General features: G+C 56.4%; 16 protein-coding genes. 13 read left to right on the top strand and 3 right to left on the bottom strand.

What is annotated here, in order from left to right:
• Positions 1–64: 64 nt before the first annotated feature.
• The 5 genes from VK70_RS01620 to VK70_RS01640 all read left to right on the top strand — a co-directional run bounded on the left by VK70_RS01620 (position 65) and on the right by VK70_RS01640 (position 11230).
• Positions 65–1510 (top strand): glycoside hydrolase family 32 protein, encoded by a 1446-nt coding sequence (locus VK70_RS01620; protein ID WP_025695273.1) that lies wholly within the window; start codon positions 65–67, stop codon positions 1508–1510.
• 46 nt (positions 1511–1556) lie between these two features.
• The gene (locus tag VK70_RS01625; RefSeq protein WP_025695274.1) at positions 1557–3020 is read left to right on the top strand and encodes a glycoside hydrolase family 32 protein; all 1464 of its coding nucleotides are present in this window, start codon (positions 1557–1559) and stop codon (positions 3018–3020) included.
• A 338-nt stretch (positions 3021–3358) separates the two neighbouring features.
• Positions 3359–9541: a GH32 C-terminal domain-containing protein gene (locus VK70_RS26920; RefSeq protein ID WP_082210199.1), complete on the top strand. Its 6183-nt coding sequence runs from the start codon at positions 3359–3361 to the stop codon at positions 9539–9541.
• Between the two features lie 168 nt (positions 9542–9709).
• Positions 9710–10267: an SLOG family protein gene (locus VK70_RS01635; protein WP_025694339.1), complete on the top strand. Its 558-nt coding sequence runs from the start codon at positions 9710–9712 to the stop codon at positions 10265–10267.
• 165 nt (positions 10268–10432) lie between these two features.
• The gene (locus tag VK70_RS01640) at positions 10433–11230 is read left to right on the top strand and encodes a nitroreductase family protein (RefSeq protein WP_025694340.1); all 798 of its coding nucleotides are present in this window, start codon (positions 10433–10435) and stop codon (positions 11228–11230) included.
• A gap of 172 nt (positions 11231–11402) precedes the next feature.
• Here VK70_RS01640 and VK70_RS01645 read toward each other — a convergent pair whose 3' ends face one another.
• Positions 11403–11885, bottom strand: a complete 483-nt coding sequence (locus VK70_RS01645) for a hypothetical protein (RefSeq protein WP_025694341.1) — start codon at positions 11883–11885, stop codon at positions 11403–11405.
• A 275-nt stretch (positions 11886–12160) separates the two neighbouring features.
• Between VK70_RS01645 and VK70_RS01650 the strand changes: the two genes are divergently transcribed.
• The 3 genes from VK70_RS01650 to VK70_RS01660 all read left to right on the top strand — a co-directional run bounded on the left by VK70_RS01650 (position 12161) and on the right by VK70_RS01660 (position 14819).
• Complete coding sequence (locus VK70_RS01650; RefSeq protein WP_025694342.1) at positions 12161–12559, top strand: (deoxy)nucleoside triphosphate pyrophosphohydrolase; 399 nt, start codon at positions 12161–12163, stop codon at positions 12557–12559.
• A 296-nt stretch (positions 12560–12855) separates the two neighbouring features.
• Complete coding sequence (locus VK70_RS01655; RefSeq protein ID WP_025694343.1) at positions 12856–13209, top strand: hypothetical protein; 354 nt, start codon at positions 12856–12858, stop codon at positions 13207–13209.
• 29 nt (positions 13210–13238) lie between these two features.
• Positions 13239–14819, top strand: a complete 1581-nt coding sequence (locus VK70_RS01660; protein WP_025694344.1) for an ATP-binding protein — start codon at positions 13239–13241, stop codon at positions 14817–14819.
• Between the two features lie 130 nt (positions 14820–14949).
• Here VK70_RS01660 and VK70_RS01665 read toward each other — a convergent pair whose 3' ends face one another.
• Positions 14950–15888, bottom strand: coding sequence for a hypothetical protein (locus tag VK70_RS01665; RefSeq protein WP_025694345.1), 939 nt, complete (start codon positions 15886–15888; stop codon positions 14950–14952).
• Positions 15881–16033: a hypothetical protein gene (locus VK70_RS28175; RefSeq protein WP_155986868.1), complete on the bottom strand. Its 153-nt coding sequence runs from the start codon at positions 16031–16033 to the stop codon at positions 15881–15883. The genes VK70_RS01665 and VK70_RS28175 overlap by 8 nt, the downstream gene beginning before the upstream one ends.
• 206 nt (positions 16034–16239) lie before the next feature.
• Between VK70_RS28175 and VK70_RS01670 the strand changes: the two genes are divergently transcribed.
• From VK70_RS01670 to VK70_RS01690, 5 genes are read left to right on the top strand one after another with little or no spacing between them, the layout of a single operon-like run.
• Entirely contained in the window at positions 16240–18066 is a 1827-nt protein-coding gene (locus tag VK70_RS01670) for a vWA domain-containing protein (RefSeq protein ID WP_051504981.1), read from the top strand.
• Positions 18067–18082: 16 nt separating this feature from the next.
• A complete protein-coding gene (locus tag VK70_RS01675; protein ID WP_025694347.1) occupies positions 18083–21472 on the top strand; it encodes a tubulin-like doman-containing protein in 3390 nt (1129 codons plus the stop codon).
• 4 nt (positions 21473–21476) lie between these two features.
• Complete coding sequence (locus VK70_RS01680) at positions 21477–23969, top strand: transcription initiation factor TFIID (RefSeq protein WP_046722697.1); 2493 nt, start codon at positions 21477–21479, stop codon at positions 23967–23969.
• Positions 23970–24023: 54 nt separating this feature from the next.
• Positions 24024–25298 carry a vWA domain-containing protein gene (locus tag VK70_RS01685; protein ID WP_025698242.1) on the top strand — a complete coding sequence of 425 codons (1275 nt, stop codon included), beginning with the start codon at positions 24024–24026 and terminating at the stop codon, positions 25296–25298.
• A gap of 39 nt (positions 25299–25337) precedes the next feature.
• Positions 25338–25979, top strand: a complete 642-nt coding sequence (locus VK70_RS01690; protein WP_025698243.1) for a hypothetical protein — start codon at positions 25338–25340, stop codon at positions 25977–25979.
• The last annotated feature ends 136 nt before the right edge of the window (positions 25980–26115 follow it).

The following is a 26115-nucleotide window of genomic DNA, read 5'->3' on the forward strand; positions in this document are numbered from 1 at the left end:
ACGTTAAGATGAATAACCGCACTTTTGAGTGGATCTGAAAAAGGCGGAGGACAGGAGGGGGAACATGGCTGAAACGTATCGCGAGCTTTACCGCCCGCAATTTCATTTGACGCCGCCGGAGGGGCCGATGAGCGATCCGAACGGGATGGTGTTCTACGAAGGAGAATACCACCAATTCTATCAGTTCACGGGCAGATGGGGCCATGCGGTGAGCCGTGATCTGCTGCACTGGGAGCATCTGCCGCTGGCGCTCGTAGCCGACGAACTGGGCGACGTCTGGTCGGGCAGCGCCGTGGTGGACTGGCGGGACAGCAGCGGTTTCTTCGGCGGAGGGAGCGGTTTGGTAGCGATATTTACCCATTTTAAAGAAGGCCTCCAATCTCAAAGCATCGCGTATAGCCTGGACAAGGGAAGAAGCTGGGTGAAGTATGCGGGCAATCCAGTCATCCCCAATCCCGGCCTTCAGGATTTTCGCGATCCGAAGGTGCTGTGGCATGAGGGGACGGGACGCTGGGTCATGGCGGTCAGCGTAGACAGAGCCATTCATTTCTACAGCTCGCCCAATTTGCGGGAATGGCGGTTTGAGAGCAACTTCAGCGGTGCCGGTTGTCAGGACGCCGTATGGGAGTGTCCCGATTTGTTCCGTCTTCCCGTCTTGGGCGAGGACGGCGAGAGCCGCTGGGTGCTGCATGTCAGCGTCGGCGACAACGAAATTACGGACGGTTCCACCGCCCAGTATTTCGTCGGACACTTCGACGGCCGCCGCTTTGTTTGCGAGCATGAGGACGACCGCCCGCGATGGACCGATTTCGGGCAGGACTTCTACGCCGCCGTTTCGTATTCGGATATTCCGCAGGAAGACGGCCGGACAATCTGGCTTGCCTGGACCTCCAACTGGCAGTATCCGTTCCATTCTCCGACCGAGCCTTGGAAAGGCGGCATGTCGATTCCAAGGACGCTCGGGCTAGCAAGAAACGGCAGCGGAGAGCTCCGCCTTGTACAGCAGCCGATAAGGGAGCTTTCAACGCTGCGCGAAGAACCGCTCGAGTACGGTCCGGTGGAGATTAAGGATGAAATCCTCCGCCTTCCATTCAAGGGACTGTCGTACGAATTCGAGGCCGAAGTTAGCTGGGACAGCGCAGCGGAATTTGGTATTCGTGTCAGGGTATCGGATGATGAGCACACTGTTCTCGGGGTAAGCCCGCCGCGCGGCGAATTGTTCCTCGACCGGCGCAGCTCGGGATTCAGCGAACTGCCGAAGCGTACCGGAGGAACGGCGAATTTCGCCAAGGTACTCCGGGCGCCGCGAAGCTTGGAAGCGGGTAGGCTGACCATGCGGGGCTTTGTGGACGATTCGGTCATTGAATGGTTTATCGGCAATGGCGAGGAAGTATTTACGTCGCTTGTCTACCCCCGGCCGGATAGCGCCGGACTCGAATTGTTCGCCTATGGAGGAAACGTATCGTTCAGCCAATTTACGGTGTACCCCCTGAAACCTGTCTGGATATAAACGGAAGAATAGAAAAATATCATTTCGAACAGGATGGTGAGCTGCTGTGAGTAACACACTGGAAAAAGAGACAATACCGATTACCAATGCAAGGTACCGGCTTCAATATCATTTAATGCCGCCCGTCGGCTGGATGAACGATCCTAACGGACTTATTTATTATAAAGGCGAATACCATGCCTTCTACCAGCATTATCCTTACGGCCCCTGGCAGGGACCGATGCACTGGGGACATGCGAAGAGCAAAGACCTTGTGCATTGGGAGCATCTCCCGATCGCCCTGACTCCCTCAATGCCCTACGACTACGCGGAGAACACGGTGTACGGCTGCTGGTCGGGCAGCGCGGTTGACGATGACGGATTGCTGACTCTGATTTATACGGGACATGTGGAGAGCAACGATCCGGTGGAGGTGCAGTGCATCGCGCGCAGTACGGACGGCATCCATTTTAAAAAGGGCGCGGCTTCCATCATTGCCGGTCCTCCGGACGCGGAATGCTTCGGTTTCCGCGATCCGAAGGTATGGAAGCACGGCGAGGTCTGGCATCTGGTCGTCGGTTACGGCACAGATGGCAAAGGCAAGGCACTGCACTACACCTCAAGCGATCTGGACGAATGGACCTACGAGGGAATTGCGGCGGAGAGCGACGGAACGATGGGCGATATGTGGGAATGCCCTGATATGTTCCCGATTGGGGAAGCCCCGGACAGTCATGTGCTCCTCTTCTCTCCGATGAATATTGCGCCTGTCAAGACGCTCTATCTGTCCGGACAATTCGACTACGGTACGGGGAAATTCAGTACGCAGCATAAGGACCGGGTGGACTACGGATTCGATTTCTACGCTCCGCAGACCTTCGAGGATGCGTCCGGACGGCGGATCTTGTTCGGCTGGATGAACATTTGGGGCGCGGAGATGCCCGAGAAGGAAGACGGCTGGATGGGCGCCTTCACCCTGCCGCGTGTGCTGACGCTCGCTGAAGATGGCAGCCTGCTTGCCAATCCTGCGGAAGAATTGAAGGCGCTGCGCGGCGAGCATGTGAACGCGGCTAACGTCCTGCTTAAAGACGGCGAAGAATTTTCATTGGCGGGAGCGGAAGGAAGCGCGCTGGAAATTGAAGCCGTCTTTCTGGCGGACGCTTCATCCGGCGCCGAATTCGGTCTGCGCGTACGCTGCTCGGATGACGGCTTGCAGTATACGGAAGTTTCCTATAAGGCATCCGAGGGTGTGCTGCGGATGAACCGGGATCATGCCGGAGCAGGCGAGGGCGGCGTCAATGAGGCTTCGCTTATTCCGATGGAGGACGGACGGGTTAAGCTGCGCCTGTTCCTGGACAGTTCCTCGGTGGAATTATTTGCAAATGACGGCCGCCGGACGATTACGAACCGGATTTATCCGCTGGAAAGCAGCTTAGGGCTCAAGCTGTTCTCGAGAAATGGGGACACGGTGCTTGAATCGCTTAATGTATGGCGGATTCAGCCGACTCTTCCGGCTAATTCGGTAGAGTAATTATGGCGGATGTGGTAAAAGTATCGGAGGATGAACGGGAATTCCTGACGGGATCTGCGAAAGGAGTTGTACGGGATGAAGCGGCCTGAAGTTTGGGCCGGTTTTTTAAACAAGCGCAGCCTGCCGGTCAGTAAGAAAGGCTTATAAGTTTTCAGTAGAGCGGAACAATTCTCTAATCGCAAGAAGACTGCCGCTAATGAAGGATTCGGCGGCATCTTCGAAAGGCACCAATCGGTGCTTTTCTTAATGCACTAATAAGGTAACGCTTACATTTCAAAGGGACGGAAGTGAGCGAAGTGAGAAAAGGGAAGAAGCATCCAGGGAGTCGCTGGTTAAACGTGTTTGTTGTATTTCTGCTGCTTGGGACCGTTATGTTCCCAGGTTCATACGCGGCGGCGTCGGAGGCCGGTGGCGAAAATGATACAGGCAATAATGGAAGCGCTTCAACTAATGGTGTCGGCAGCAACCTAAGTGGCTGGACGGCGAAGGACAAGGGAACGATCGAAGAAACGCCGGAAGGATTGAAGCTGTCCTCGGCGGAGAACGGATTTGCGCTGTCAGCAGAACAGGGGGAGAGCTTCAGCTACGAAGCGGATGTAACCCTGCTGCAGGACAGCGGCGTGGTATCGCTTGTCTTCCGCTCGAACGACAGCGGCTGGGGCTCTTACATGGCCCAGCTTGACCCGGGAGCGGATATCCTGAAGCTGAAGGACGCGAACGGCGACCGGGTGCTGAAGATGGAGAGCGTGACACTCAGCGCCGGAGAGACGTACCATCTCAAGGTGACGGCGGAGGGCCCGTCGCTGAAGGTGTACTGGAACGGCGGAGCGGAGCCGCTGCTGGCCGCGCTCGATACCGCCTACACGAGCGGGTACTTCGGGATGCATGTCTGGAACAGCGCAGCGGTGTTCCAGAATATACACATGGAAGTCATGAATACGGAGACGAAGCCGGGAACGGTGAACAGCAACCTAAGCGGCTGGGCAGCGAAGGACAAGGGAACGATCGAAGAGACACCGGAAGGATTGAAGCTGTCCTCGGCGGAGAACGGGTTTGCGCTGTCAGCAGAACAGGGGGAGAGCTTCAGCTACGAAGCGGATGTGACCCTGCTGCAAGACAGCGGCGTGGTATCGCTTGTCTTCCGTTCGAATGACAGCGGCTGGAGCTCATACATGGCCCAGCTTGACCCGGGAGCAGATATTCTGAAGCTGAAGGACACGAACGGCGACCGGGTGCTGAAGACGGAGAGCGTGACGCTCAGCGCCGGAGAGACGTACCATCTCAAGGTGACGGCGGAGGGTGCGTCGCTGAAGGTGTACTGGAACGGTGGAGCGGAGCCGCTGCTTGAGGCGGAGGATACCGCCTACACGGGCGGGTACTTTGGGATGCATGTCTGGAATAGCGCAGCGGTATTCCAGAATATTTATGCGGGTCAGCCGGGTAAAGCAGAGCCGGTAGAGATGGCCGGCGTCAGCAGCAATCTTACAGGCTGGTCGCAGCGCGGTGTTGGAACCGCTTCCTCAAATCTTGAAGGTCTTCAGCTGACGGCATCGGGCGAAGCTACGGTCATGTCGGAAACCTATGCTCAGGACTTCACTTATGAGAGCGACGTGACGCTGAAGTCTGCGGACTCGGCAGGCTCCTTGCTGCTGCGTTCGGATGAGACGGGGCGGAACGGATTTCTGGTCCAGGTGGATGGAAAAGCAGGCAAGATCAGATTGCTTGACGCGAACAGCGCGCATCCGGACCGGCTGTGGATCGAGAAGAGTATCGCCGTTCTGCCGGATGTCAGCTACCACGTCAAAGTCAAGGCGGATGGGAAGCGGATAAAGGTCTATTGGAACGGCAAATACGATCCCATAATCAGCGCCGAAACGGAGCTTTACTCCGATAACAGGCGGCTGGGGCTTCGCGCAAGCGGCACTACGGTGTTCCAGAATATCGAGGTGAGCGATCTGCTCACGAATATAGAAGAGCTGAACACCGAAGCCAGCGGATGGATGAAGGATCTGCAAGGCCTCAAGGGAACGTCGGAAGGAGCGCAGTGGTCGCTGCATCTTTTCGGCTCGGAGGCGAAGGATTTTGTTCTGGAGAGCAACGTTACGATTGCCGTGTATTCACCGTCCGCCGAAGCGGCGCTGCTGTTCCGGGCAAACGAAGACGGTTCCGGCTACTGGCTTCAATTGAACGCGAATGAAGGCACGGTTAAGCTGGTGAAGTCGGGTTCGGCAGGACGGGAGGTGCTGGCTTCCACTTCGGATATTCCGCTTGCTCCCGGGAAGAAGCATCATATTGAGATTCATGCAGCGGGATCACAAATCTCGGCTTATGTGGACGGCTATAAAGGAGCGGCTGCCCAGCTTGAGGATACCGGTTATGCCTCGGGCCTGACCGGTCTTGCCGTAACCGGCGGCAGCGCTTATTTTCAGGATGTCTATTTGACGCCTTCCGTCGGTTACTACAATGAAATTTACCGTCCGGCGTATCATTATACGCCTGCTCGCGGCTCGGCAAGCGATCCGAACGGGCTGGTCTATTTTGAAGGGGAATATCATCTCTTTCACCAGAGCGCCGGACAATGGGCCCACGCGGTCAGCACCGACCTGGTTCACTGGCGGCGTCTGCCGCTTGCGCTAAACTGGAATGATCTGGGCCATGTCTGGTCCGGGGCTGCAATTGCCGATGAGCATAACGCTTCGGGGCTCTTCGGCGATTCGGGCGGTAAGGGGCTTGTTGCTTACTACACCTCCTTTAATCCGGACAAAACGGGCGGCAATCAACAGATCGGGCTCGCTTACAGCAAGGACAAAGGCCGTACCTGGCAGTATTACGGGAACGAAGCGATTATCAAAAATCCGGGTTATACAAGCGGAAATGAGCCAGTAGTCTGGGATTTCCGCGATCCGAAGGTGGTGCGCGACGAAGCGGGCAACCGCTGGATCATGGTCGTCTCCGGCGGCGATCATATCCGCTTCTACACCTCGGAGAATCTGATCGACTGGACGCTGACCGACAGCTTCGGTTACGGCAGTTATATACGGGGCGGCGTGTGGGAATGTCCTGACCTGTTCCCGCTGAAGGTGGACGGGGATGCCTCGAAGCAAAAATGGGTGCTGATGATTAGCATGGGCGCTAATCCGAAGACGACCGGATCGGACGCCGAATATTTTATCGGCGAGTTGACGCCTGACGGTAAGTTTGTGAACGACAATCCGCCCGGGACCGTACTCAGGACCGACTTTGGCAAGGAAATGTACGCTGCGACTTCCTTTGCGAACGTACCCGGCAACCGGCGAATTATGCTGGCCTGGATGACGAACTGGGACTATCCGTTCAGCTTCCCGACCTCACCGTGGAAAGGGCAAATGACGATTCCGCGCGAATTGTCGCTCAGGACGACGCCGGAAGGCATCCGTTTGGCGCAGAACCCGATTGCCGAGCTTGAGGTTCTCCGGGGTACGCCATTCACGGTCAGCGATACGGACGTCTCCTCGGATACGGAAAATATTCTGGCCCCATCCTTCGGCAATGCCTACGAAATTGAGGCCGAGCTTGAACTGCCTGAGAAGAGAGCCGCTTCAGAATTCGGATTCCGTCTGCGTGAAGGCGGGGCACAGCGGACCGTTGTCGGTTACCGCACAGGAAGCGGCAAGCTGTTCGTTGACCGTTCCGCTTCCGGGCGGACCGATTTCTCATCCAAGTTCTCGTCTGTGCATGAAGCCAAGGTGCAGCCGGAGAACTCCGCGCTGAAGCTTCATATTCTGGTGGACGAATCCTCTGTCGAGGTGTTTGCGGCGGACGGCAGGACGGTATTCTCCGACGTTATTTTCCCGGATAAGGCGCGCAGCGGCATGAGCTTCTACGCCAAGGGCGGCACAGTGAAGGTGAAGTCGATTAAGGTCTATCCGCTTAAAAATATTTGGAACGAAGGTTTGCAGCCGGACGCATCGGCCGGCCGGATCATTCTGGACCGCAGCCTACTGGAGCTGGGGGCCGGGGAATCCAAAGAGATATTCGCTGGTGTGCAGCCGCATGAGTCCGCTCAGGAGCTCGTCTGGACCTCCGGCGACGAATCGGTTGTAACAGCCGCCCCGTCCGGTTCCGCCAGCGCTGTGCTGAAAGCGGTTGCGCCCGGCACGGCAGCCGTTACTGTAAAGACGCGGGACGGCAGCGTGTCCGCCGTTATCACGGTAACCGTAGGGACCTTCAATACGAATCTGAAGAACTGGAAGGCGAATTCCAGCTGGGCCGTTACGTCCGAAGGCATCAGGGGTACCTTTGACACCGACTCGAGCTATATGTCCGGGGAACGGGCGGCCGATTTCACCTATGAAGCGGATGTTATGCTTCCGCGCACAGGCGGGGCCGGATCGATCCTGTTCAGGTCGAATGCCGACGGAACGAGCGGGTACTATTTCAACCTTGACCCGAATCTGAAGTTGGCAAGGCTGTTCTATATGGCCGACGGCCAGTTCCAGGACCGGCAGGTGCTGGCGAAAGTGCCGATGGCTCTAACGACTGGAGTGAAGCATCATGCCAAAATCACAGCCGCAGGCACGCGGATAACCATCGAGCTGGACGGCCGGCGGATTATTGATGTGGATGACGACACTTTCCGCCAGGGCACATTCGGCGTGAACGTATTCGGCGGCGACGCCTATTACCAGAACGTTAACGTGTCCGATACAATACCGGCCGACGATACGCTGTACAGTTTCGTTAATGCAGGTACCGGAGCGGCGCTTACCGCCGACAGCCAGAGTTCCTTGGCTAAACTTAAAGCGCTGCCGCAGCAGGAGACGATTAATCAATACTGGAGCTATTATCCGATCAAAAATAACACCTACACGATCCGGACGGGAGAAAGCGGCAAATCGCTCGACTGGGATACGGGAGCCAACACGATCCAGCTATACGCTTATCTTGGTTATGACAACCAGCGTTGGCTGGTGCATAACAACGCCGACGGAACGATAACGATCCTGTCCAAGTTCAAGCCGGACAAAGCGCTGGAAGCCCGGGAGGACGGGACGGTCGGATTGGAAAATGCCAATGGTTCCGCTCTTCAAAAATGGCGGGCCGTGAAAGTGGAAGCCGGCGGTCAGCAGCCGAGTCCGCTGCCTTCGGCAGCGCCGTCCGCGGCGCCATCTGCCGTAACGTCAGCAGCCCCGTCAGCCGGGGAATCAGCGGCGCCATCGGCCACGCCATCAGCGACGCCGCCGGCCGAACCGATCCCGGCGCCGGCGCCGACACCATCGCCGGTGCAGCAGCCGGACATTGGCGTAACGGGAACCGCTGATCAGGCGGCGGCATCTTTCTTTTCCGCCGCCAAGACGGAGCAGGGGGACCGCTCGGTGCTGGAGATCAAGCTCGACAAAGCCGCGCTGGAGCAGTTGGCTGCGGATAAGGCAGCCGACCTGCAGATCAAGGTTAGCGGCAAGGAGGATGTTGTGGTGGGCGGCTTGTCGGCAGCGGAGTGGAACAGACTGTTTCAAGGAGGCAGCCGCCTTACCGTTAGCACGCCTGAGCTTATTGTGCCGCTGCCTGTACTCTCGCTCGGAGATTCCATCGAAGGGCTGGGCGCAGGCGCAAGGGCGGAGGATATCGGAGTGCGCCTATCTATTGAGCACAGTCCGGCGGCATCCGATGCGGAGAAGACGGCCGCCAGCCAAGGCTATCGGTTGTTGGCTAATCCGCTGGCCGTCAAGCTGACGCTTAGCTACAAGGATAAGAGTGTATCCGCGCCTTTGAAGGCCCCGGTTGAACTGCTGATTACGGTCCCGGCGGAGCAGGCGGGAACCCAAGGCGGGATTGCCGCAGTTACGGTTCAGGATGAAGGGAAGCTGTTCGCTGTGCCCGCTTCGCTGAAGACGGTTGATCATATCCGGTATGCCGTGATCCATGAGGCTGCCGGTTACCGGACTTACGCGCTGCTGAGCGGCAGGACTTCCTTCTCCGACACCCGGAACCACTGGGTCCAAGGGATCGCCGCAGACTTAGCGGACCGTATGATGCTTACCGGCGGCGGGGACGGCCGTTTTGCGCCGGACCGCACGGTTACGCGAGCCGAGCTGGCGGCGCTCTCCGTGCGAAGCCTTGGGCTCATGGGCGGAAAGATACCTTCCGCTGCCTTCAGTGACGTGCCCGCCTCCTCTTGGGCCTATGGGCCGACGGCGCTTGCGCAGCGGTTCGGCCTGATGTCCGGTTATCCCGGCGGCGTCTTTGGCGGCAGCGGCGAGGTGACCAGGGAGCAGGCCATGATGGTCGCTTATAACGCCGTCCGCCTGATCCAAGGGGGTGGCGCCGCACCCGATGCTGCGAAGACGACTAGCAGCCTGTCCTCTTTCGCGGATCGGACCGAGCTGTCTTCATGGGCTTCGGAAGCGGCGGCCTATCTTATTGACAGCGGCATTGTCAAGGGAGACGGCTCACGCGAGCTCCGGCCAAAGGATACGCTGACTAGAGCGGAAGCAGCCGCCTTGATTCATCGCATGCTTCAGGCAAACGGCTGGATCGACTGAATGTAATATCAAGCACGAAGCGGAGCCGTCCGCAGGGTTTCTGGAACCTTGCGGGCGGCTCTATTTTTTTCGATGAGAAATGGCGGATTTCGCGCCTTGGCTGCGGGCAGAGTCCGGGAACGGCTGGTATAATGGAAGGACCGACTGAAACGAGGAAAGAGGCATGGCATGAAAACACTGCTTGTTACCGGCTACCGGGCACATGAGCTGGGTATTTTTGACCGGAAGCATCCCGGCATTCCCTATATCAAAAAAGCGCTCGCTTCTCGAATGGTCCCGCTGCTGGAAGAGGGGCTGGAGTGGATCATTACCCCCGGCCAGTACGGGGTTGACCTGTGGGCGTGCGAGACCGTGCTGGAGCTAAAAGAACACTATCCCGGCCTGAAGCTGGGCATTATCGCGGCCCATGCCGCTCCCGAGGAAAGATGGAAGGAAGAGAAGCAGGACGAGTTCCGCCGGATTGCGGCGGCGGCCGATTATTATGGGGCAGTGAGCAACCGGCCCTACGAAGGAAGCTGGCAGTTTAAGGCGAGGGATGAGCTGCTGATGCGCAAAAGCGACGGGCTGCTCCTAGTGTATGACGCGGAAGCGCAGGAAGGAAGCCCGAAGTACATCAAGGAGCGGGCGCTCAAGCTTAGCGAAGAGAGCGGGTATGCGCTGCTGACGATTTCGATGGATGATATCCAGAGGATGGCAGAAGAGGAGCATCTGTCGTCATACGACTGATACAAATGGGCAGAAAAATGCGTATTTCATCAAAAAAGCCAGTTGTCTTTTTTTTAGGTGCAAAAGTTGAGTTCGTATAACCGCGCCTTTTGATCGGTTTCAATGCTATAATTGTGGCATAACCAAGTGAAACTTCTTACAAATTCAATTCAGGGGTGAACCAACTTGAGAATCGTAAAAATGGAACCTAAGCTGTATGCCAGCATGGAATCACGGGTATCCCGCAGGAAGTATACGGCACCACCCGCTGCGGAGCAGCTTGATGAATTGAAGCGCTATGCGGAGGAGCTCAATGAAGACGCAGGAGGAGCCGTACGGATTGGGCTTTGGGCGGATGGAGCCGAAGATGTATTCGGCGGATTGAGCAACAGCTACGGCATGTTTAGCGGTGTGAAGGCTTTTGCCGCTTTTATCGGCAGAGAGAAGGGGGAAGAGGCGCGAGTCAAGACTCTGTGCGGTTATTACGGGGAGCAGTTCGTCCTGAAGGCTAATGCGCTGGGCTTAGGAACATGCTGGGTTGCAGGCACCTTTGACAAGGCGATGGCGAAGCGGATCGCCGGGGTGGGCGAGGGTGAACTGCTCATTTGTGTGGCTCCGCTCGGAGCTGTACCGGATAGCCTCAGCCTGAGGGAGAAGATGGTAAAAGGCTTCTCAGCCGGACGCAAGCGCAAGCCGCTTGAGCAATTGCTCCGCAATCCCGGGGAATTGGAGACGGCTCCCGACTGGATGAAATCGGCGCTCGCTGCGGCACGGACCGCCCCGTCGGCGATGAATTCTCAGCCGTGGAGATTTACCCTCTTACCGGCGCAAAATGCGCTTGCCGCGCAGGCGGAAGGTCGTACCCACCTGGGGTCGGTCGATCTCGGAATTTCTATGGCGCATATCGAGATAGCTGCGCTTCAGGCCGGTGTTTCCGGAGTGTGGACGGAAGAGGCGGGAACCTGGACGTTTACGGCAAAATAAGAAGGATTAAGGATGAAGGATAAAGGAGCGCATCAGAACATGGCGACTCATTTGCGCCTTAATCGCTCAGGCCTAAATGCAGATCGTGGCCGCCGCCGTGGTCTGAATGTACTCCCGAAGACAATAAGCCGCAAACTGAAGGATTGCTTGGTCCCTGACAAGAAATCTAATCTTACAGCTGAGAAAAGCCCTCTTCCGCCAAATACTCCTTCGCTTCATCCGGCGTCTCAAACGCCATTTCCAGACTCAGGCCCGAATAGAGATACCACAGATCGTCTTCAGCTTTAAGCGTAAGCTTCTCGCCTTTTCCGTTCACCCAGTTCGTCTCGGCTGCAAGCCGCTTACGCTTTTTGGCTGTCGGCGTAGCTTCGGGCAAAGGCTCAGAGAGCGAAGCGATGGAAGCGTCCAGCAGGGAGCGCAGCTCCTCCTCGGAGAAGTCGCGGATATTGACAAATCCCTTGTCGTCCATTTTATAACCTGTCAGCAGACCCGCGTATACATAGCCGTTGCCGTTCGGATGGAGATGAAAAGCGACGGTTTTTTTGTCGTGCAGGCTTTCTTCGTAGTGATAGTTGACCCTTCCCAAAGATACATCTTTGCGCTGAAGCTGTGGATAGGAGTCAAGAATCTCGATTTTTTGTTGAAAAGTAAGCATAAGGATAGCCTCCGTTGTTCGTATCGGTTCAGCTGGGACGGGAGAAGTGAAGCGTTTATCCCCAGCTTTCGCCATTTGATTATATCATGCTGCAAGCGCCAGCGCCGCTTTCGATTCGTCTATCCCCAGATTGTGGAAAATCATGTGGATAATATGGGATAACCCGGCCTTTATTGTTTATTTGTGGATATAATGTATATTATTTATAAAATAATCCACTGGATATTCACAATTTCCAGCGTTATATTTCAATTATACCTTCGGAGGTGACGGCAATGATTCAAGTAGCGGCGGCTATCATTTATAATAAAGAAGGCAAAGTTCTCATTGCGCGCCGCAGAGAAGGCAAGTCCCAAGCGGGGCTGTGGGAATTTCCAGGCGGCAAAATCGAGGACGGAGAAGACGTCAGCGCCTGCCTCCGGCGGGAATTGACCGAGGAGATGGGCATCGACATCGTTCCATACGAATATTTTGGAGTAAACGAGCACAGCTACGGCGGTGGTCTGCATATCCGGCTGATCGCTTGGAAAGCGGAATACCGGGGAGGCGAAATCGTGCTGATAGACCACGACGACTACCGCTGGGAGAGTCCGGGAGAGCTGGAACGTTTTATTTTTGCGCCCGCGGATATCCCGTTTGTGCAGAAGCTGAGCTTGGAACACGGCAGACAGTGAGACGGTTTGGGAATATCCAGGCACACGCTCCTGCCGAACGTAAACAGGGCGGCATTTTATGCCGATGGTAAATCGGTTTTGTACTGCCCTTGAGCATTCTTAATCCTCATTTGTGTTACCGCTTTCATCAATATTGGCCTTTGTTCCGCACAAATCACGCTGCTTTGAACAGCATTTTTTCTGGTATTGGACCAATCGCTGCGGCGAGAGTAAACCATTTACCTCTTTTGGTGCTATATTTAGCATTCCACAAACGGTATTATATAGAAGAAGAACCATTCATAGGGGGAGATCATTTGAACCGGGAGTCTAAAAGAATTTTGCTGCATACGGCCGTATACGCAATTCTATTCTTCCTCCTGCCTTTATACTTTCGGAACCGGACGGGTACGATGAGCGATCTGGGCGCGTTGGTAACGCTGCTGCTCATGGTTAATCCGGCGGTTATCCTGGTTCTGTCCGGAGAGCTAGGGCTTCGGCTCGGCTTCAGACCGCTATCCGCACTGCAGCCCGCGTTTCTGTTTGCACTTTCGGTCTTCATCGTTTTTGAAGCTAGTAGCACGGCTCTTATATATACGGCTGCATATGGTCTGATCTCGCTGCTCGGGAACGCGGTCGGCGCTTTCATCAGGAAGCGTAAGATGGGATAAAATATATTCGATTTGGGAGGGAAGTCAAGGTGAACAAGGACGAGAACAGCTTTAAGCTCTTAGTTTTGTCTGAAGCGGGACAGGAGCTCATCTTGAATGAAAACCCGAAGAAGCTCCTGGATAATCTGTTCGATAAGCTCTCCGCCCATTTGGATCTGGATCTTTATCTTAATTATATTTTTGACGAAGAGATTCAGCGGCTTCGATTAATGAATTATCACGGAATTACCTGGCGTGAACAAGCGCTTATTGAGTGGGTTGATCTTGGAGAAGCCGTGTGCGGAGAAGCCGCGCAGAAGCTTACGAGAATAATCGTCGAAGACATTCAAAACTCCTCGGACCCGAGGGTCGGGATTATCAAGGGCTTCGGGCTGCAGGCTTATGTAAGCCATCCTCTGATATCCTATGGAAAATTTGTGGGCACTTTGTCTTTTGGATTGCGCAAACGCCCTTCTTTTTCCGCTATTGAATTGGATATTCTGCAAAATATATGCAGTCAAGTGTCGATCGTGCTGGATCGTATCCTGTTAATTTCCGCTCTGAAAAAAAAGAATTGGGAGCTCGCCCAAAAGAATAAAGAACTCAGACACTCGGAAGAGCAATTATCTGCCATTTTTTCCGTAATCCCGAGTCCCATGCTTGTCGTTTCTCTTTACAATAACCAAATCATTGAATACAACGATCCTCTATTATCTATGCTGGGCATAAGCGGAGAAGAACTGGCCGACCGGTACTGGCCTGAACGGCATAGCGAGAATTCATTGCTCAAACGGATAATGGAGGCTTCTTTGCAGTCTTTGTATGGGGGCCATATTGAAGTTACTTTTAAGAACGCTTTGGGGCAGCAAAAGATTTGTCTATGCCAAACCGTTACGGTTGACATCAACCAAAGTCCCTGCATGCTTACCGTCTTCAGTGATCTTACGGAGCATAAGGAGTACGAAAAGGAAATGGTGCGGCTCGATCAGCTTCATCTCATCGGAGAAATGGCGGCGGGCATCGGTCATGAGGTGAGGAATCCGTTAACTACGGTTCGAGGGTTTCTGCAGCTCATGAGCAAAAAGGAATCCGGCAAACAGTCCTATCTGGAGATCATGATTGAGGAACTGGACCGGGCCAACTCCATCATCTCCGAATTTCTCGGGCTGGCGAAAAATCAAAGAATCGACATGAAATACGATCAACTGAATGAACTGATTGTAAAAATTCTTCCATTGATTCAAGCGGACGCGACGGTTGCGGGGAAGACGGTAAACGCCGAGCTGGGGCAAATTCCGTCTATGTATATGGATGAGCGGATGATCCGCCAGCTTATATTGAATATGGTTCGCAACGGGCTGGAAGCCATGCCGCCGCAAGGACGCTTAATCATTAGAACCTTTGCTGAAGAGGATGCAATTATACTGTCCGTCGAAGACAACGGCAAAGGGATTCCTTCTGACCAGATTGAGCATATATGGAAACCATTTTATACGACCAAGGAAAGCGGCTCCGGTCTGGGACTAGCCGTATGCTTCAACGTTGCCAACAAGCATGGCGCCAAAATCGACGTCGCCACGGGACCGAACGGAACTACCTTTTCAGTTAAGTTTAAGCGGCTGCCCGCCTGAGATTCTTAAATATTGAAAGCTCTCGCCCCGGTAGACAATCGGGAGAGGTACATATAATTATCACAATTTGCTGCAGGATTCGTAAAGTTTTGATCGTCATATAAAGTAGCCCCTTTTAGCGTCATGCCTCTTAAGGCTGGGCTTGCCCGAAATCAGGGTCCCAGCGGTACTTGGCTTCCCGGATTTCCTGGACCCGGATATCGAGGCCGTTCCAGGACTCATCCGGGTAGGCGGAGATCAACTGATGCAGGCGGAGAAACCGGTCGCGCGGAAGCGAATGGGCGTAACGGCTGATGAATCCGGAGTAGAGCAGGGCGTAGCGCTTCATGCGGACTGCCGCTCCGGCCACTGCGGCGAGGATCGCGGAGCCGCCCTTCATTTCAAGAATTTGGGCCTCATACCGCTGCACATAGCGCAGGGTGCGGTCCTTGATCAAATCGCGGCGGAGTCTTGCGACTTCGCCGATGTATTCCGCGAGCAGCGGTTCAAAATCTCTTAGCAGCAGCTGCTCCATCTCAAGATCCATGTCCTTGCGCAGCCGGAAGCCGTGCAGCAGGGCGACGCGCTGCCTGGCGACGCGGTCGCCCCGGAGCAGCACGGCGATTTCGCGCAGCTTCTCATAGGCAAGCGTATCATTCTCCCGCAGCACGGACACGGCTTCCTGCCGGTTGACCTCCAGGCCCTCTTTGACCGCGGCGATATTCCGGCCGAGCAGTTCGTCCAGGGTGCGCAGATTTTCGGCCGGACGCGCTTTCCGCTGGGCGGCGAAGAGCGCCGCCAGCAGGGCGAGCCCGCCCAACGCGCACAAGGCACGCTGCAGGGAGTCCGCGGCGAAATAGACCGCCGCCGCCGTCAGCAAGGCGACGATCAGCAGGGATACCGTCATGCGGCGTCCGGCAAGCGAAACCGCCCGCTCCTCCACGGAGACAAGGGCGGCTCTGCCGCAGTAGAGGCAGCGCTCTTCCGACAGGGCGGTGAACCGTCCGCATCGCTTGCATACACGCAATTTGCCGAAGGAATAGCGGGGGGCTTTGAAGGGACGGAGAACGACCGGTTTTTTCTTAGTCATGAGTTCTGTCGCCTCCATTCAGCGAGGCCAGCAGCCGCCCGTCGATCTCTTCCCGGGCAACCGGCCTGCGTCCCCGAAGGAAATAGCGGAGAATTTGGATGACGGTATAGAGAAACGTAATTCCGAGTATAACGTATGAAATCATGGAGCTGTCCTTTCTTAGGGGAACGGTGCGCGCTCGAATAGGGTTCGAAAAAGGCTGACGGATGCCGCCCGTCCCTGCCTGCTCAGCGTTCCTTAAGTTGAAGTTTACAGGGTTTAATTATATCATAATGGCATGCTATTGACAGAATTTAGCTGCCTTGACCCGGTCTAAGATGCCGTCTATCAAATATAAGAGGAGTTATAATCATGCTTCGTAACGATGTCCGAAATAGAAGGTTATTGTCTTGGTTCACGCGGCGCCTTGCCGCGCTGCTGTTGGTATTCTGCTTCGCGGCGGGTCCGTTTGCGGCGTTACCGGCCTATGCTGCCCAGTCTGCTCCGCCGGGCGCGTCGTCGCAAATTGACGCCGTGCTGGTGCTCGACGTCAGCAATTCCATGAAGACGAGCGATAAGAACAACATCGCCGGCGAGGCGATGAAGATGTTCATAGATATGCTGTCCGCGAAGGGGGACAAGGTCGGCGTCGTCGCCTACACCGACAAGGTGCAGCGCGAGAAGGCGCTCCTGACGATTAACTCGCCTTCGGATAAGCAGGATTTGAAGGATTTTATCGTCGGTCTGGATAGGGGCTCCTACACGGATATTGCCGTCGGGGTAGATGAGGCGGTCAAGGTTCTTGAGAACGGCAGCGATCCTGCCCATGAGCCGATGATCGTGCTGTTGGCCGACGGTAACAATGACCTGAATGAAGCGACCGGCCGGACGCAGAGCGAGTCGGACCAGGAGTTGACCGCGGCGGTAGACACCGCCAAGAAGAAAGGTTATCCGATTTACACGATCGGCCTGAATGCGGACGGCAAGCTCAATAAGGCAAGTCTTGCCAAGCTGTCCGACCAGACGGGCGGCAAAGCGTTCGCGACGAATACCGCAGACGATCTGCCCGAGATTTTGAGCGAGATTTTTGCCGATCATCTGAAGCTTAAAGTGGTGCCGGTGCAGTCGATAACGGCCAGCGGCGAGTACCAGGAGGTAACGGTGACCGTCCCGAATGCAAGCGTCCTGGAGGCCAACATTTCCATCATCTCGTCGAAGCCGGTAACGGCGAAGCTGACCGACCCGTCAGGGGCGGACGTGGCGATTCCTTCGAACAATGTGCTGCTGTCCAAGTCGTCGACGTACAGTCTGCTGAAGCTGCTGTCCCCGAAGGAAGGAGATTGGAAGCTCCAGATCAAGGGCGTTCCGAAGGATAAAATCGACATCAATCTGATTTTCAACTACGATCTTGAGCTTAAAATGGACGCTGTGCCGTCCAAGACCTACAAGAAAGGCGATACGGTAGACATCTCCGCCCATTTATTCAACAATGGTACGCAGGTGAATGAAGCGGCACTGTACGGGAACATGAAGGCGGTGCTGCTGGCGACCGACCTGGACACCGGAAAGACGGAAGAGCTTCCGCTGGACAATTCAGGCGGCGAGTTCAAAGGGAGCTTCGAAGTTAAGGACAGCCACAATTACGAATTGAAAGTCCGGGCGGAAGAGAGCAGCTTCTACCGCGAGAGCCAAGTAGTGAAAGTGAACGCGGGCGGAGCGGCCACCCAGGCGCCTGTCACCGCAGGTACGGCCGGCAGCGAGCAGCAGGACGGCGGCAGGTCGTGGACCTTGATTCTGATTATTGCCGGAATCCTGCTGGTTCTGGCGGCTGCCGCCTTTATCTGGATGCTGCGGAAGAAAGCGAACCGCGGTTTTGTCGGCCAGCTGGTCATTGAGGTGCTGGACGGGAACACCGGCGAGAAGACGTATCCGCAGTATAAGAAGCTGACGGGCTTCCGGGGCAGATTCAATCTGCACCAGCTGCTTCAGCTTGCTCCGGAATTTAGGGAAAGCGAGAAGCTGGTCTTCACGCCGGGCAACCACGACCGGCTGCAGCTTCGCGGCGGCGACGGGATCGCCGTTGAGAAATCGGGCCGGGCCGTCGACGCCTCCCGGGGGCTGGAACTGAAGAGCGGAGACCGCATTTCGGTTCCGCTCAGCAGCGTGGACAAGACGATTATGCTGGAATATTTGGTATAGAATTAGGGGGATAAATATGAAACCGGTCGTAAGAGAACATATTCAGCAGCTTGACGTTTCGCTTGGCGGAGGTATCGTCAGCGACAAAATCAGAGTTGACACGATCGACAATCCGATTCTGATTATCGGTCTTGGAGGAACGGGCATCGACGCCCTGCTTCGCCTGAAATACCAGATCAACCGCCGGTTTAAGCTGCCGGAGGACCCGATTTCCAAGAAGAAGCGGGATAAGCCGGACAATGTGGAGTTCCTCGCTTTCGAGACGAATGAGCAGGACCTCGGCAAGAAATACAGAGGCATCGGCCTCGACCCGCAGAACGAGTTCGTGAGACTGTCCAACGCCGAAATCGGCGGACTGCTGCAGAACCGCAGCATCCTTGACCCCTACATTACGGAATGGCTGTCGCCCGAGCTCAGCATTACGGACGGCATGAACGGCGCCGCCGGCGTACGGCAGGCGGGACGGCTGCTGCTGTTCACGAAGATCAACCAGGTTGTGGGCGCGATCGACAAGAAGATCAAAACTTTGTCGGTCGGTACGAACAAGAAGCTGATGGTCTTCCTGCTGACGGGGTTGTCCGGCGGCACGGGCAGCGGCTCTTTTCTCGACATCGCCTACATTGTGCGGGGCATCATCGAGCGTGATTACGGCTCTGCCGGAATCGACCGCGTCAATACACTCGGGTATCTGTTCACGCCGGATGTGAACCTGTCGAACAAGAGCCTCAGCGAGCATACCCGCGAGTACATCCGAAAGAATGGCTATGCTGCGCTCAAGGAGCTGGACTACTGGATGAACGTGGACAGCCGGGGCGAGCGTTTCCGCCAGCAGTATGGCAATATTTTGACCGTCAATTCACCGCTTCCTCCGTTCAATTTGTGCCACCTCATTTCGGCGACGAACACGGAAGGCAAGCTGCTGGAGAACGCATACGACTACTGCATGAACGTGACGGCGGAGAACATTACGAACTTTATGGCGAGCGAGGAGAAGCAGTCGGGCGAGGAGTTCGCCATCCACGACTATATCAGCAACATCCGCACGAACATCGCGCAGATGCACAAGAGCTATCCGGCCAACTACGAATACAACATTATCGGGGCTTCGTCCGCCGTACTACCGATTGAGGAAATGACGACGTACCTTGCTTACCGTCTGTTTGACAAAATGGATAAAATGTTCCATCAGGCGCCAGGGCAGGAGGATGTCGAAAAAATAGCCCGCAAGCTCGGCATCGATCTGGAGAGCGTAATCAAGTCGTTCGAAGCCCGTGTGCAGGAGCCGCTGCCCGGCTATGAGAACAGTGAACGGCTGAGCCATTCCAATGTTATTAAGCATCAGGTTGTCGATATGGACACCGAACTGGAGCAGAGCTTTCTATCGCGCGTAAGAGAAGAGTACATCAAGGTGAGAAAGCAGCTTCCCGGCGAAATCGTCGGACGCTTCGGCGAGGAGATGGAGCGGACGTTCCTGCATCCCGAGCAGGGGCCGTTCTATGTGTCGCGGCTGATCTATACGGAAAAAGGCTTCTGCATCCTGAAGCTGATCCAGTCCTACATTGAAGCGCTGCGCGAGAATCTGCTGCGTCTGCCGCGTGATATCGAGACGGCCCGGGAGTCGGCGGAGGACAAACTGGGCGATGCGCGGAGCGCTTTTGTCTCGAAAGAGAAGAAGAAGAACGCTTATATCGACGCGAAAATCAACGAATATTGGCTGCATGCCGACACCGAGCGCACCGAGCGGATGATCGAGTTCTACGAGGATCTCTACGAGCTGCTGAACGAGGAGAACAGCCGGATTTACGGCGTGTTTACGGAGATTTTGAACGCGCTCAGCTCGATTTTTTCCAAGAATGGGGATATCCTCACAAGCGGCGAAGAACAGACCGACCACAAGGGCAACAAGACGTATTACTGGAATATCGTAAGCGTGCCGGACATTGCGCAGACGATCTCGAAGATTATGGATCAAAAAGACGGCGACGACCTGATCCGCGACTTTTCCCGGGAAATGCTGCGAAATTCCAGCCGCTGGGTCAGAGAGCAGGAGATCGACATTGTCCGCTCCATTTCCGAGTTCCTTAGCGACAAGTTCGGGGATCTGATCACCCGGTCGATGGAGGATTTTCTGACGATGAAATACGGCAGCGAGGAGCCGCTTGACAAGCTGGTGGAACGTACGGTTGCCGGGAAGCTTGACGAGGAGGCCGTGCCGGTCTTCCATCTCAGCAACAGCTCGGGCAGCCTGCACTTCCCTTCATGGGGCTTCGTATCGGTGCCTGTGAAGGCGCCGGGCATTCTGAAGGGGATTCGCAATTACCAGAACAACGCGCTCGGCAAATCGCATTTTACGGTCAAGGAGAGCGAAGTCAAGAACCGGATATTCTGGCTGAATACGCGCAACGGCGTGCCGCTGTTCGTCTATACGCCGCTGCGGGTATATGAAGAGAACTACGAGCGTACCATTCTCGACAAGGAAGGAATCGGCCGCCATCTGGTGCAGACGGACAAGAACAACTGGACGTATCTGCCGTCGCCGATTCCGGAGCAATCCTGGGGTGATACTTACAGCAACGCGCGGGTACGCGAGTACAATGCCAGAGTGCGCGCAGACTTCGCCAAGGCGCTGGAAGCCGGAATCATTGTTGAAAAAGGCTTGGATGAGAATACGAGCAACCGCTATTCGGTCGTGTTCAGAAAGCCGTTCGATATTGAAGCGTTCCTGCGCGGCTACGACCTTCAGCTTCATGCGCCCCGGCCGAATCTGGGGGAAGTGAAGAAAGCGGCGGACGAGCTGAGAAGGCTGCGTGAGAATGGGCTGGAGCGCGAAGTCGCGAAGGATATCTTCGGAAGCATTAGCCGGGAGCTGGCCCAGGAAAATCTGATCCGCTCGCCGCAGCTTACAACAAGAGTGCGCGAGGAGCTGGCGAAGGTTGAGGCGATCTCGGCCAAAGCGGAAGAGCTGGATGCGGTGCTGCGCCAGTATCTGGACGAGGAGAAATGGCTGGACCAGTTCTTGGAGTCCCTCTACACCGATGTTATTGTGAAAAAAGGGGCGCTCTTCGTCTACGACAAAGACGAGGAAGAGGACGCTTGGGAGCCGTTCGCCAATCTGATGAAGGAACGCAGCTACGTGGAATATGCGGTCTACAGCCGTTTCCGCTCGCTGGATGAGAAGAGCCGCAGCGTACTGCTGCGGAAGACGGCTCGGCGCGCTGCGGAAATGACCGCGTCCGAGGATGTGTCCCCGCTGCTGAATAAGCTGGATAGCCTGTATGAAGCCTTCCTGGAATCGCGGGACAGCCTGGAATACGAGCGGGTGGAGCATGCTGATGGCGACGAAATGTACGCTTTCTACAAGGGTATGACCGGAAAGCTCGGCAGCATCCGCAGAAAGCTGAAGTAAGCCTATGATCAGATCACTGGCAATGCATTATGCGGCGGAATACGCCGCCCGGGAGGACCGACTGCAGGATCAGGGTGACAGGCGCAGCAGCATTCATTACCCTGCTCTGTTTCTGTTTGTAGGAGAGAAGACGGCGCCCGCAATCCGGCCCGTGCTGGATAGCTGCCGCCGCAAATGGGATAACGCCGGCGGCGTTCTGGCGGTGCATGCCGTTCCAGAAGGCTGGGAGGCGGAGGAATCCGGCGGCCGGAAGGATGATGCGTCATTCGCTGGAGCCGGGAAGCCTGCATATGGCGGCACCGCTCCCGGCGGCGTACATGACCGGAGCTGGGTTCCGGCGTCCGCCGTGACAGACTGGCTTTCAGGCCAAGTGAGAACGATGATTCTTCCCCGGTCTGAAGGCCGCGATCCCCGCACGCTCCGCCGGGATCTGTACCGGGAATTTCACGGAGAGCAGCGCTATCTGGCGGAGATGAACACCGTACTGCGGCGCTTGACGGACGGCATAGCGGATTACGGCCGTCTGTATTCCTCCTTCGATGTCATTCATCTCTCCATTATTACGCGGGTCGACGACCCGCTTAATGTGCTGCTGCCGGAAATCACGCTGCTGACCCGCGCCGTGCTCGGCCAGTCGTTCAAATCGGTGCAGACCGACCTGTTCGCCCTGATCAGCGAACGGGAACAAGCCGAGAGCTTCGGGCTTTCCAGCTCTGTGGGATTGGCTTTCTTGCGTGAGCTGGAGGGAATGCAGGCACCGGATTATGAATATACCGCTCCGCTGCTCGTCACGGAAGACGGGCTGTCCATTCCGGTCAGCCACGGTCCTTCGCCGCTGTTCGACCTTGTTTACGTCCTATCGGATAAGAACGAGCACGGCACGTCTCCGGCGGGCGGAATGGAGGACAATTACGAAATTATTTCCCATATCAGCCTGCTGAAGAATGTGATGCGGCCTTCCGGCGGCTTCGGCCCGGAACAGGCCGGCTACAACAATATGGCGTTCAAAAGCGGAATCAGGGGCAGCACGGGCCGGCAGGGATACGCCTCTGCCGGCTTCTCCGGCGTCAAACGGCCGAACCGGCAGATTGCGCTGGCTGTGCTGTACTCTACGTTCCGCCGGATCAGGGAGGATATGTCCCGCGAGAGCCGGCTCAGCCCGCGTGAACGGCTGGAGCTGCTGGGCTTAAGCCCTGACAGTCTGCGGGAGCTGGCTCGGCGGCTGCTCCCGGATAAGGAAGGAATCCTTGAGATGACGGGCTTGATGAGCCATGGACGCCCTTCCTACCATGAGCTTAGAAGGCTGTCTCTTCGCGAAGCGGAAGAGCTGATCTTCGGCGGCGGCGGCGAAGCCTACTTTCAGAGCAATTTCGCTTCGCCCGCAGCTAAGCGGCTGGAAGCCGCCGATCCCCTGCGGGAATGGGCGCCGCTGCTAGCTTCACCAGATGGAGCAAATCCGGGAATCACGTTCTTCCAGTTGGCGGAGTGGACCGCTGACAGGGACGATGCCGGCAGCGTGCTGCACGGGCTTCGCCAGCATATGGCCGGCCTCAGAGCAGCGATTGTCTCATCACGGGAAGAACTGGAGCTGCTGTACGGGGACAGTGTGGACCGGCTGCCTTTTCAGCGGGTGCCGCTGATGGATAAGCGGACGGTCCGGAATTTCATCCATTATCTGTTTGCCGAAGGCTACGGCGCAAAGTATGAGCTGCTGCTGCTAGAGAGCGAGCTGGCGCTGTGCGCCCGCCTTGAAGCCGGACTGGAGTCGCTCCATTCAGCAAGCGTCCAGCGGGTGAAGACGATGGAGCGGCTGGAGGAGGAGCTGAAGGCGGCGGCGCTGGACAGCATCGGCCGGGCCGAAAGCGATATTGGCCGAAACATTATGGAGTATTACCGCATCGTTACCGATGAAGTGATCGGCGAGATCGAAGCTCGGCGCGGTCTCGGCGCCCTGGTGAGCGAGCGTTATATGGGAAGCATGCCGGACCTGCTGGACCAGGGCATTGTTACGGTGCTGGAACGGCTGATCGAGGTATGCGGCCGGGAAATTCTGACGGCGGAGCCTTTTGCGCTTTCCTTCGAGGAAGAACTGCTGCGGCGTGCAAATGTCGCGGCGGCGTACGACAACCGGGAGGTATTATCTAAGGAGGAGCTGTTCCGGCGCCTGTACCGCTCGCTGGAAGAGGAGGCGGCCATCCATGTCCGTCTCTTCGAGTACACCCAGGAGCACCGGCATGAGGAAAAATATTTCTTCGGCGACAGCGGCTCGGAATTTATGCGCTATGCGCTTTCTGCGGACGAGAAGACGCGCATCTACCGGCTGGGCTATGTGCATGAGCTGCGGCGCAGCGGCGTGGAGAAGCTGAACCTGATGGGCGGGTTCCATCTGGAGGACCTGTTATACTACCGCAACGGCCGGATCTATTATGAGACTTATTTACAGAATGGCTATGAACTGCATGGCGTGGACGAAGAGTCGCTTCCCGCTCTGCGCTAGGGGCGAGACGGCCCTGGATCAGGGACCCGTATTACCTGAAAGGATGATGAACTAATGCAGCGAAAATTAAATCTGCTACTCCTCTTGTTTAGTCTGATTGGCGGAGCGGTCGCCTTTTGTTTAGGCGAGCTGCTGCTGGGGCGTCTGCTCGGAGAATGGCCTTCCATTCTGGTCATCGGCCTTTATTTTGCCATTGTGGCGCTTGGCATGGGGCTCGGCTGTCTGCTGGCGGAGATGATTTCGCCCAGACTGAACGGCTGGTCATGGCGCCAGCGCTACCTTGGCTTATCGTGGAAGCTGCTCCCGCTGGCCGTTGTTATACTGCTGGGCGTGGGGATATTGATGGAGTTCGTATATGAACTCAATTTTGGCGGTCTAAAGACGGTCAAGGATGTCGTGATGGTCATTGACGATTCCGGCAGCATGGAGCAGAGCGATCCCGGCAACAGCCGCTACTCGGCAGCCCGGGACCTCGTGATGCGGATGGATGGGGATAACAAGGTAGCCGTACTGACGTTCAGCGATGAGGCGATGGTCGTTCAGCCTCTGACTTCGCTTGCGAAGGCGGGGAACCGGGAGCAGGTGACGTCAGCCATTAACAATCTGCGGACGACTCAAGGCGGAACGAATCTCAGCGGCGCGCTGTCGGAGGCGCTGAATGTCATTAACGGCGACAGTGCCGCCGACCGTGGAGCGATGGTTATTCTGCTGTCGGACGGAGTAAGCCGGCTTGATACCAGTACGGAGCTTCAGGCGTACGTGGACCGCGGTATCGCAGTTAACACCATCGGACTCAGCCTGAGCGATCCTTCCGGTCCTGCCCTGCTGAAGTCAATCGCCGCGACAACCGGCGGACAATATTATGATGTGGAGGACGCGAACCGGCTGGCCGACATTTTCCGCCAGATTTACGACCGTCTCGGCGACCGGACGCTGGTTACGGAGCGGACGGACAACACGCAGCATAGTCCTTACTACGGGGCCCTGCGTATTCTGTCGCTTGTATTGATCGGCGCCGCGCTCGGGCTCGGGCTCGGCATCGTCTTCGACAACCGCCATCTGGCCAAGAGCTTCGGCCTGGGAGGGATCGTGTCTGGCCTCCTGGCCGGCCTCACGCTGGAATACGGCCTAAGCAGCCATGGCTTCCTGAATGCGATGGTGCGGCTGCTAGCCGTGCTGCTTCTGACCGGAGTAATCGCGCTGTTCACCGCAATCGTTCCGGTGGGAGAAGGGCGCCTGACCCGGAGGGGGCGGGGAGAAGCACAGCCGTCCCAGCGACCGTCGCAGGGTTTTCCGACACGCGGGAATCGAAGCAGCAAAGGCTTCTAGCAGCAAGGTGAAGATTACTTGGAAAGGGGCTGTGCGGCGATGAGGTACATCGAGCATTCACCGGACTTGCCGGCGATCACGGATATAACCTCGCGCGTGGAGGATCGGACCTGCACGCTCCGGTGGCGCTGGCCGGACGGCCTGCAGGCGGTCTATATCCACAAAGGCCCAGGCGGCGGAGAGCATCCGGAAGAGGACAGCCGTCCGCCCGGTAGTTTGAAGCTGTATACGCGTGAAGAATACAAGGCGGGCGGCGGTTATTATGACCGTCTGGAAGAAATCGGTCTGGTCGTCTATACTGTGTTTGCCCGGGTGACGGAGAATGGGGAGACTCTGCTGGTCCGCCAGAGGGACGGCGAGAACCGTACGACCGTCAGCGCGGGCAAAGCCCGGATCTATTACGCGATTGACCGCAAACGGGGCTTGTTCCGCAAGGAACAGACCGTACATATGACCATTACGGCGGAAGTTCCCGTCGGCAGGGAAGTCCTGTGCTATGTCAAAAAACGCGGCGGTTATCCGGCGGATAAAGAGGATGGCATCCGCTTTCCCTTTGTCCAGGATTTCGCGCCCGGACGGAACGCTCTTCCGCCGATTGAGATCGGTAAGGATGATCACATCCGTATCTTTTTTACCGACGGGCCGAAATATGGCCGGTACTATGAGCTTGTGCCGGAATGATCGGGGCAGGGGGTCTGCGCCGTCCGCATGGAAGCCGTGTCCTGTAGGGCGGTCTTCTATTATGCATAGAACTTATGATTTTTCGGGGTCCTCGCAAAGTACCTGAGTATGCTTCGAGGCCATGGCTTGCACTTTG

The sequence above is a fragment of the Paenibacillus durus ATCC 35681 genome (assembly GCF_000993825.1).
Lineage (GTDB): Bacteria > Bacillota > Bacilli > Paenibacillales > Paenibacillaceae > Paenibacillus_AQ > Paenibacillus_AQ durus_B.

What these genes read in the sequence shown, in the direction of transcription:
- VK70_RS01620 (WP_025695273.1), top strand. Translation starts at nt 65, where the DNA reads ATGGCTGAAACGTATCGCGAGCTTTACCGCCCGCAATTTCATTTGACG.
- VK70_RS01635 (WP_025694339.1), top strand. Translation starts at nt 9,710, where the DNA reads ATGAAAACACTGCTTGTTACCGGCTACCGGGCACATGAGCTGGGTATT.
- VK70_RS01645 (WP_025694341.1), bottom strand. Translation starts at nt 11,885, where the DNA reads ATGCTTACTTTTCAACAAAAAATCGAGATTCTTGACTCCTATCCACAG.
- VK70_RS01650 (WP_025694342.1), top strand. Translation starts at nt 12,161, where the DNA reads ATGATTCAAGTAGCGGCGGCTATCATTTATAATAAAGAAGGCAAAGTT.
- VK70_RS01665 (WP_025694345.1), bottom strand. Translation starts at nt 15,888, where the DNA reads ATGACTAAGAAAAAACCGGTCGTTCTCCGTCCCTTCAAAGCCCCCCGC.
- VK70_RS28175 (WP_155986868.1), bottom strand. Translation starts at nt 16,033, where the DNA reads ATGATTTCATACGTTATACTCGGAATTACGTTTCTCTATACCGTCATC.
- VK70_RS01670 (WP_051504981.1), top strand. Translation starts at nt 16,240, where the DNA reads ATGCTTCGTAACGATGTCCGAAATAGAAGGTTATTGTCTTGGTTCACG.
- VK70_RS01675 (WP_025694347.1), top strand. Translation starts at nt 18,083, where the DNA reads ATGAAACCGGTCGTAAGAGAACATATTCAGCAGCTTGACGTTTCGCTT.
- VK70_RS01680 (WP_046722697.1), top strand. Translation starts at nt 21,477, where the DNA reads ATGATCAGATCACTGGCAATGCATTATGCGGCGGAATACGCCGCCCGG.
- VK70_RS01685 (WP_025698242.1), top strand. Translation starts at nt 24,024, where the DNA reads ATGCAGCGAAAATTAAATCTGCTACTCCTCTTGTTTAGTCTGATTGGC.
- VK70_RS01690 (WP_025698243.1), top strand. Translation starts at nt 25,338, where the DNA reads ATGAGGTACATCGAGCATTCACCGGACTTGCCGGCGATCACGGATATA.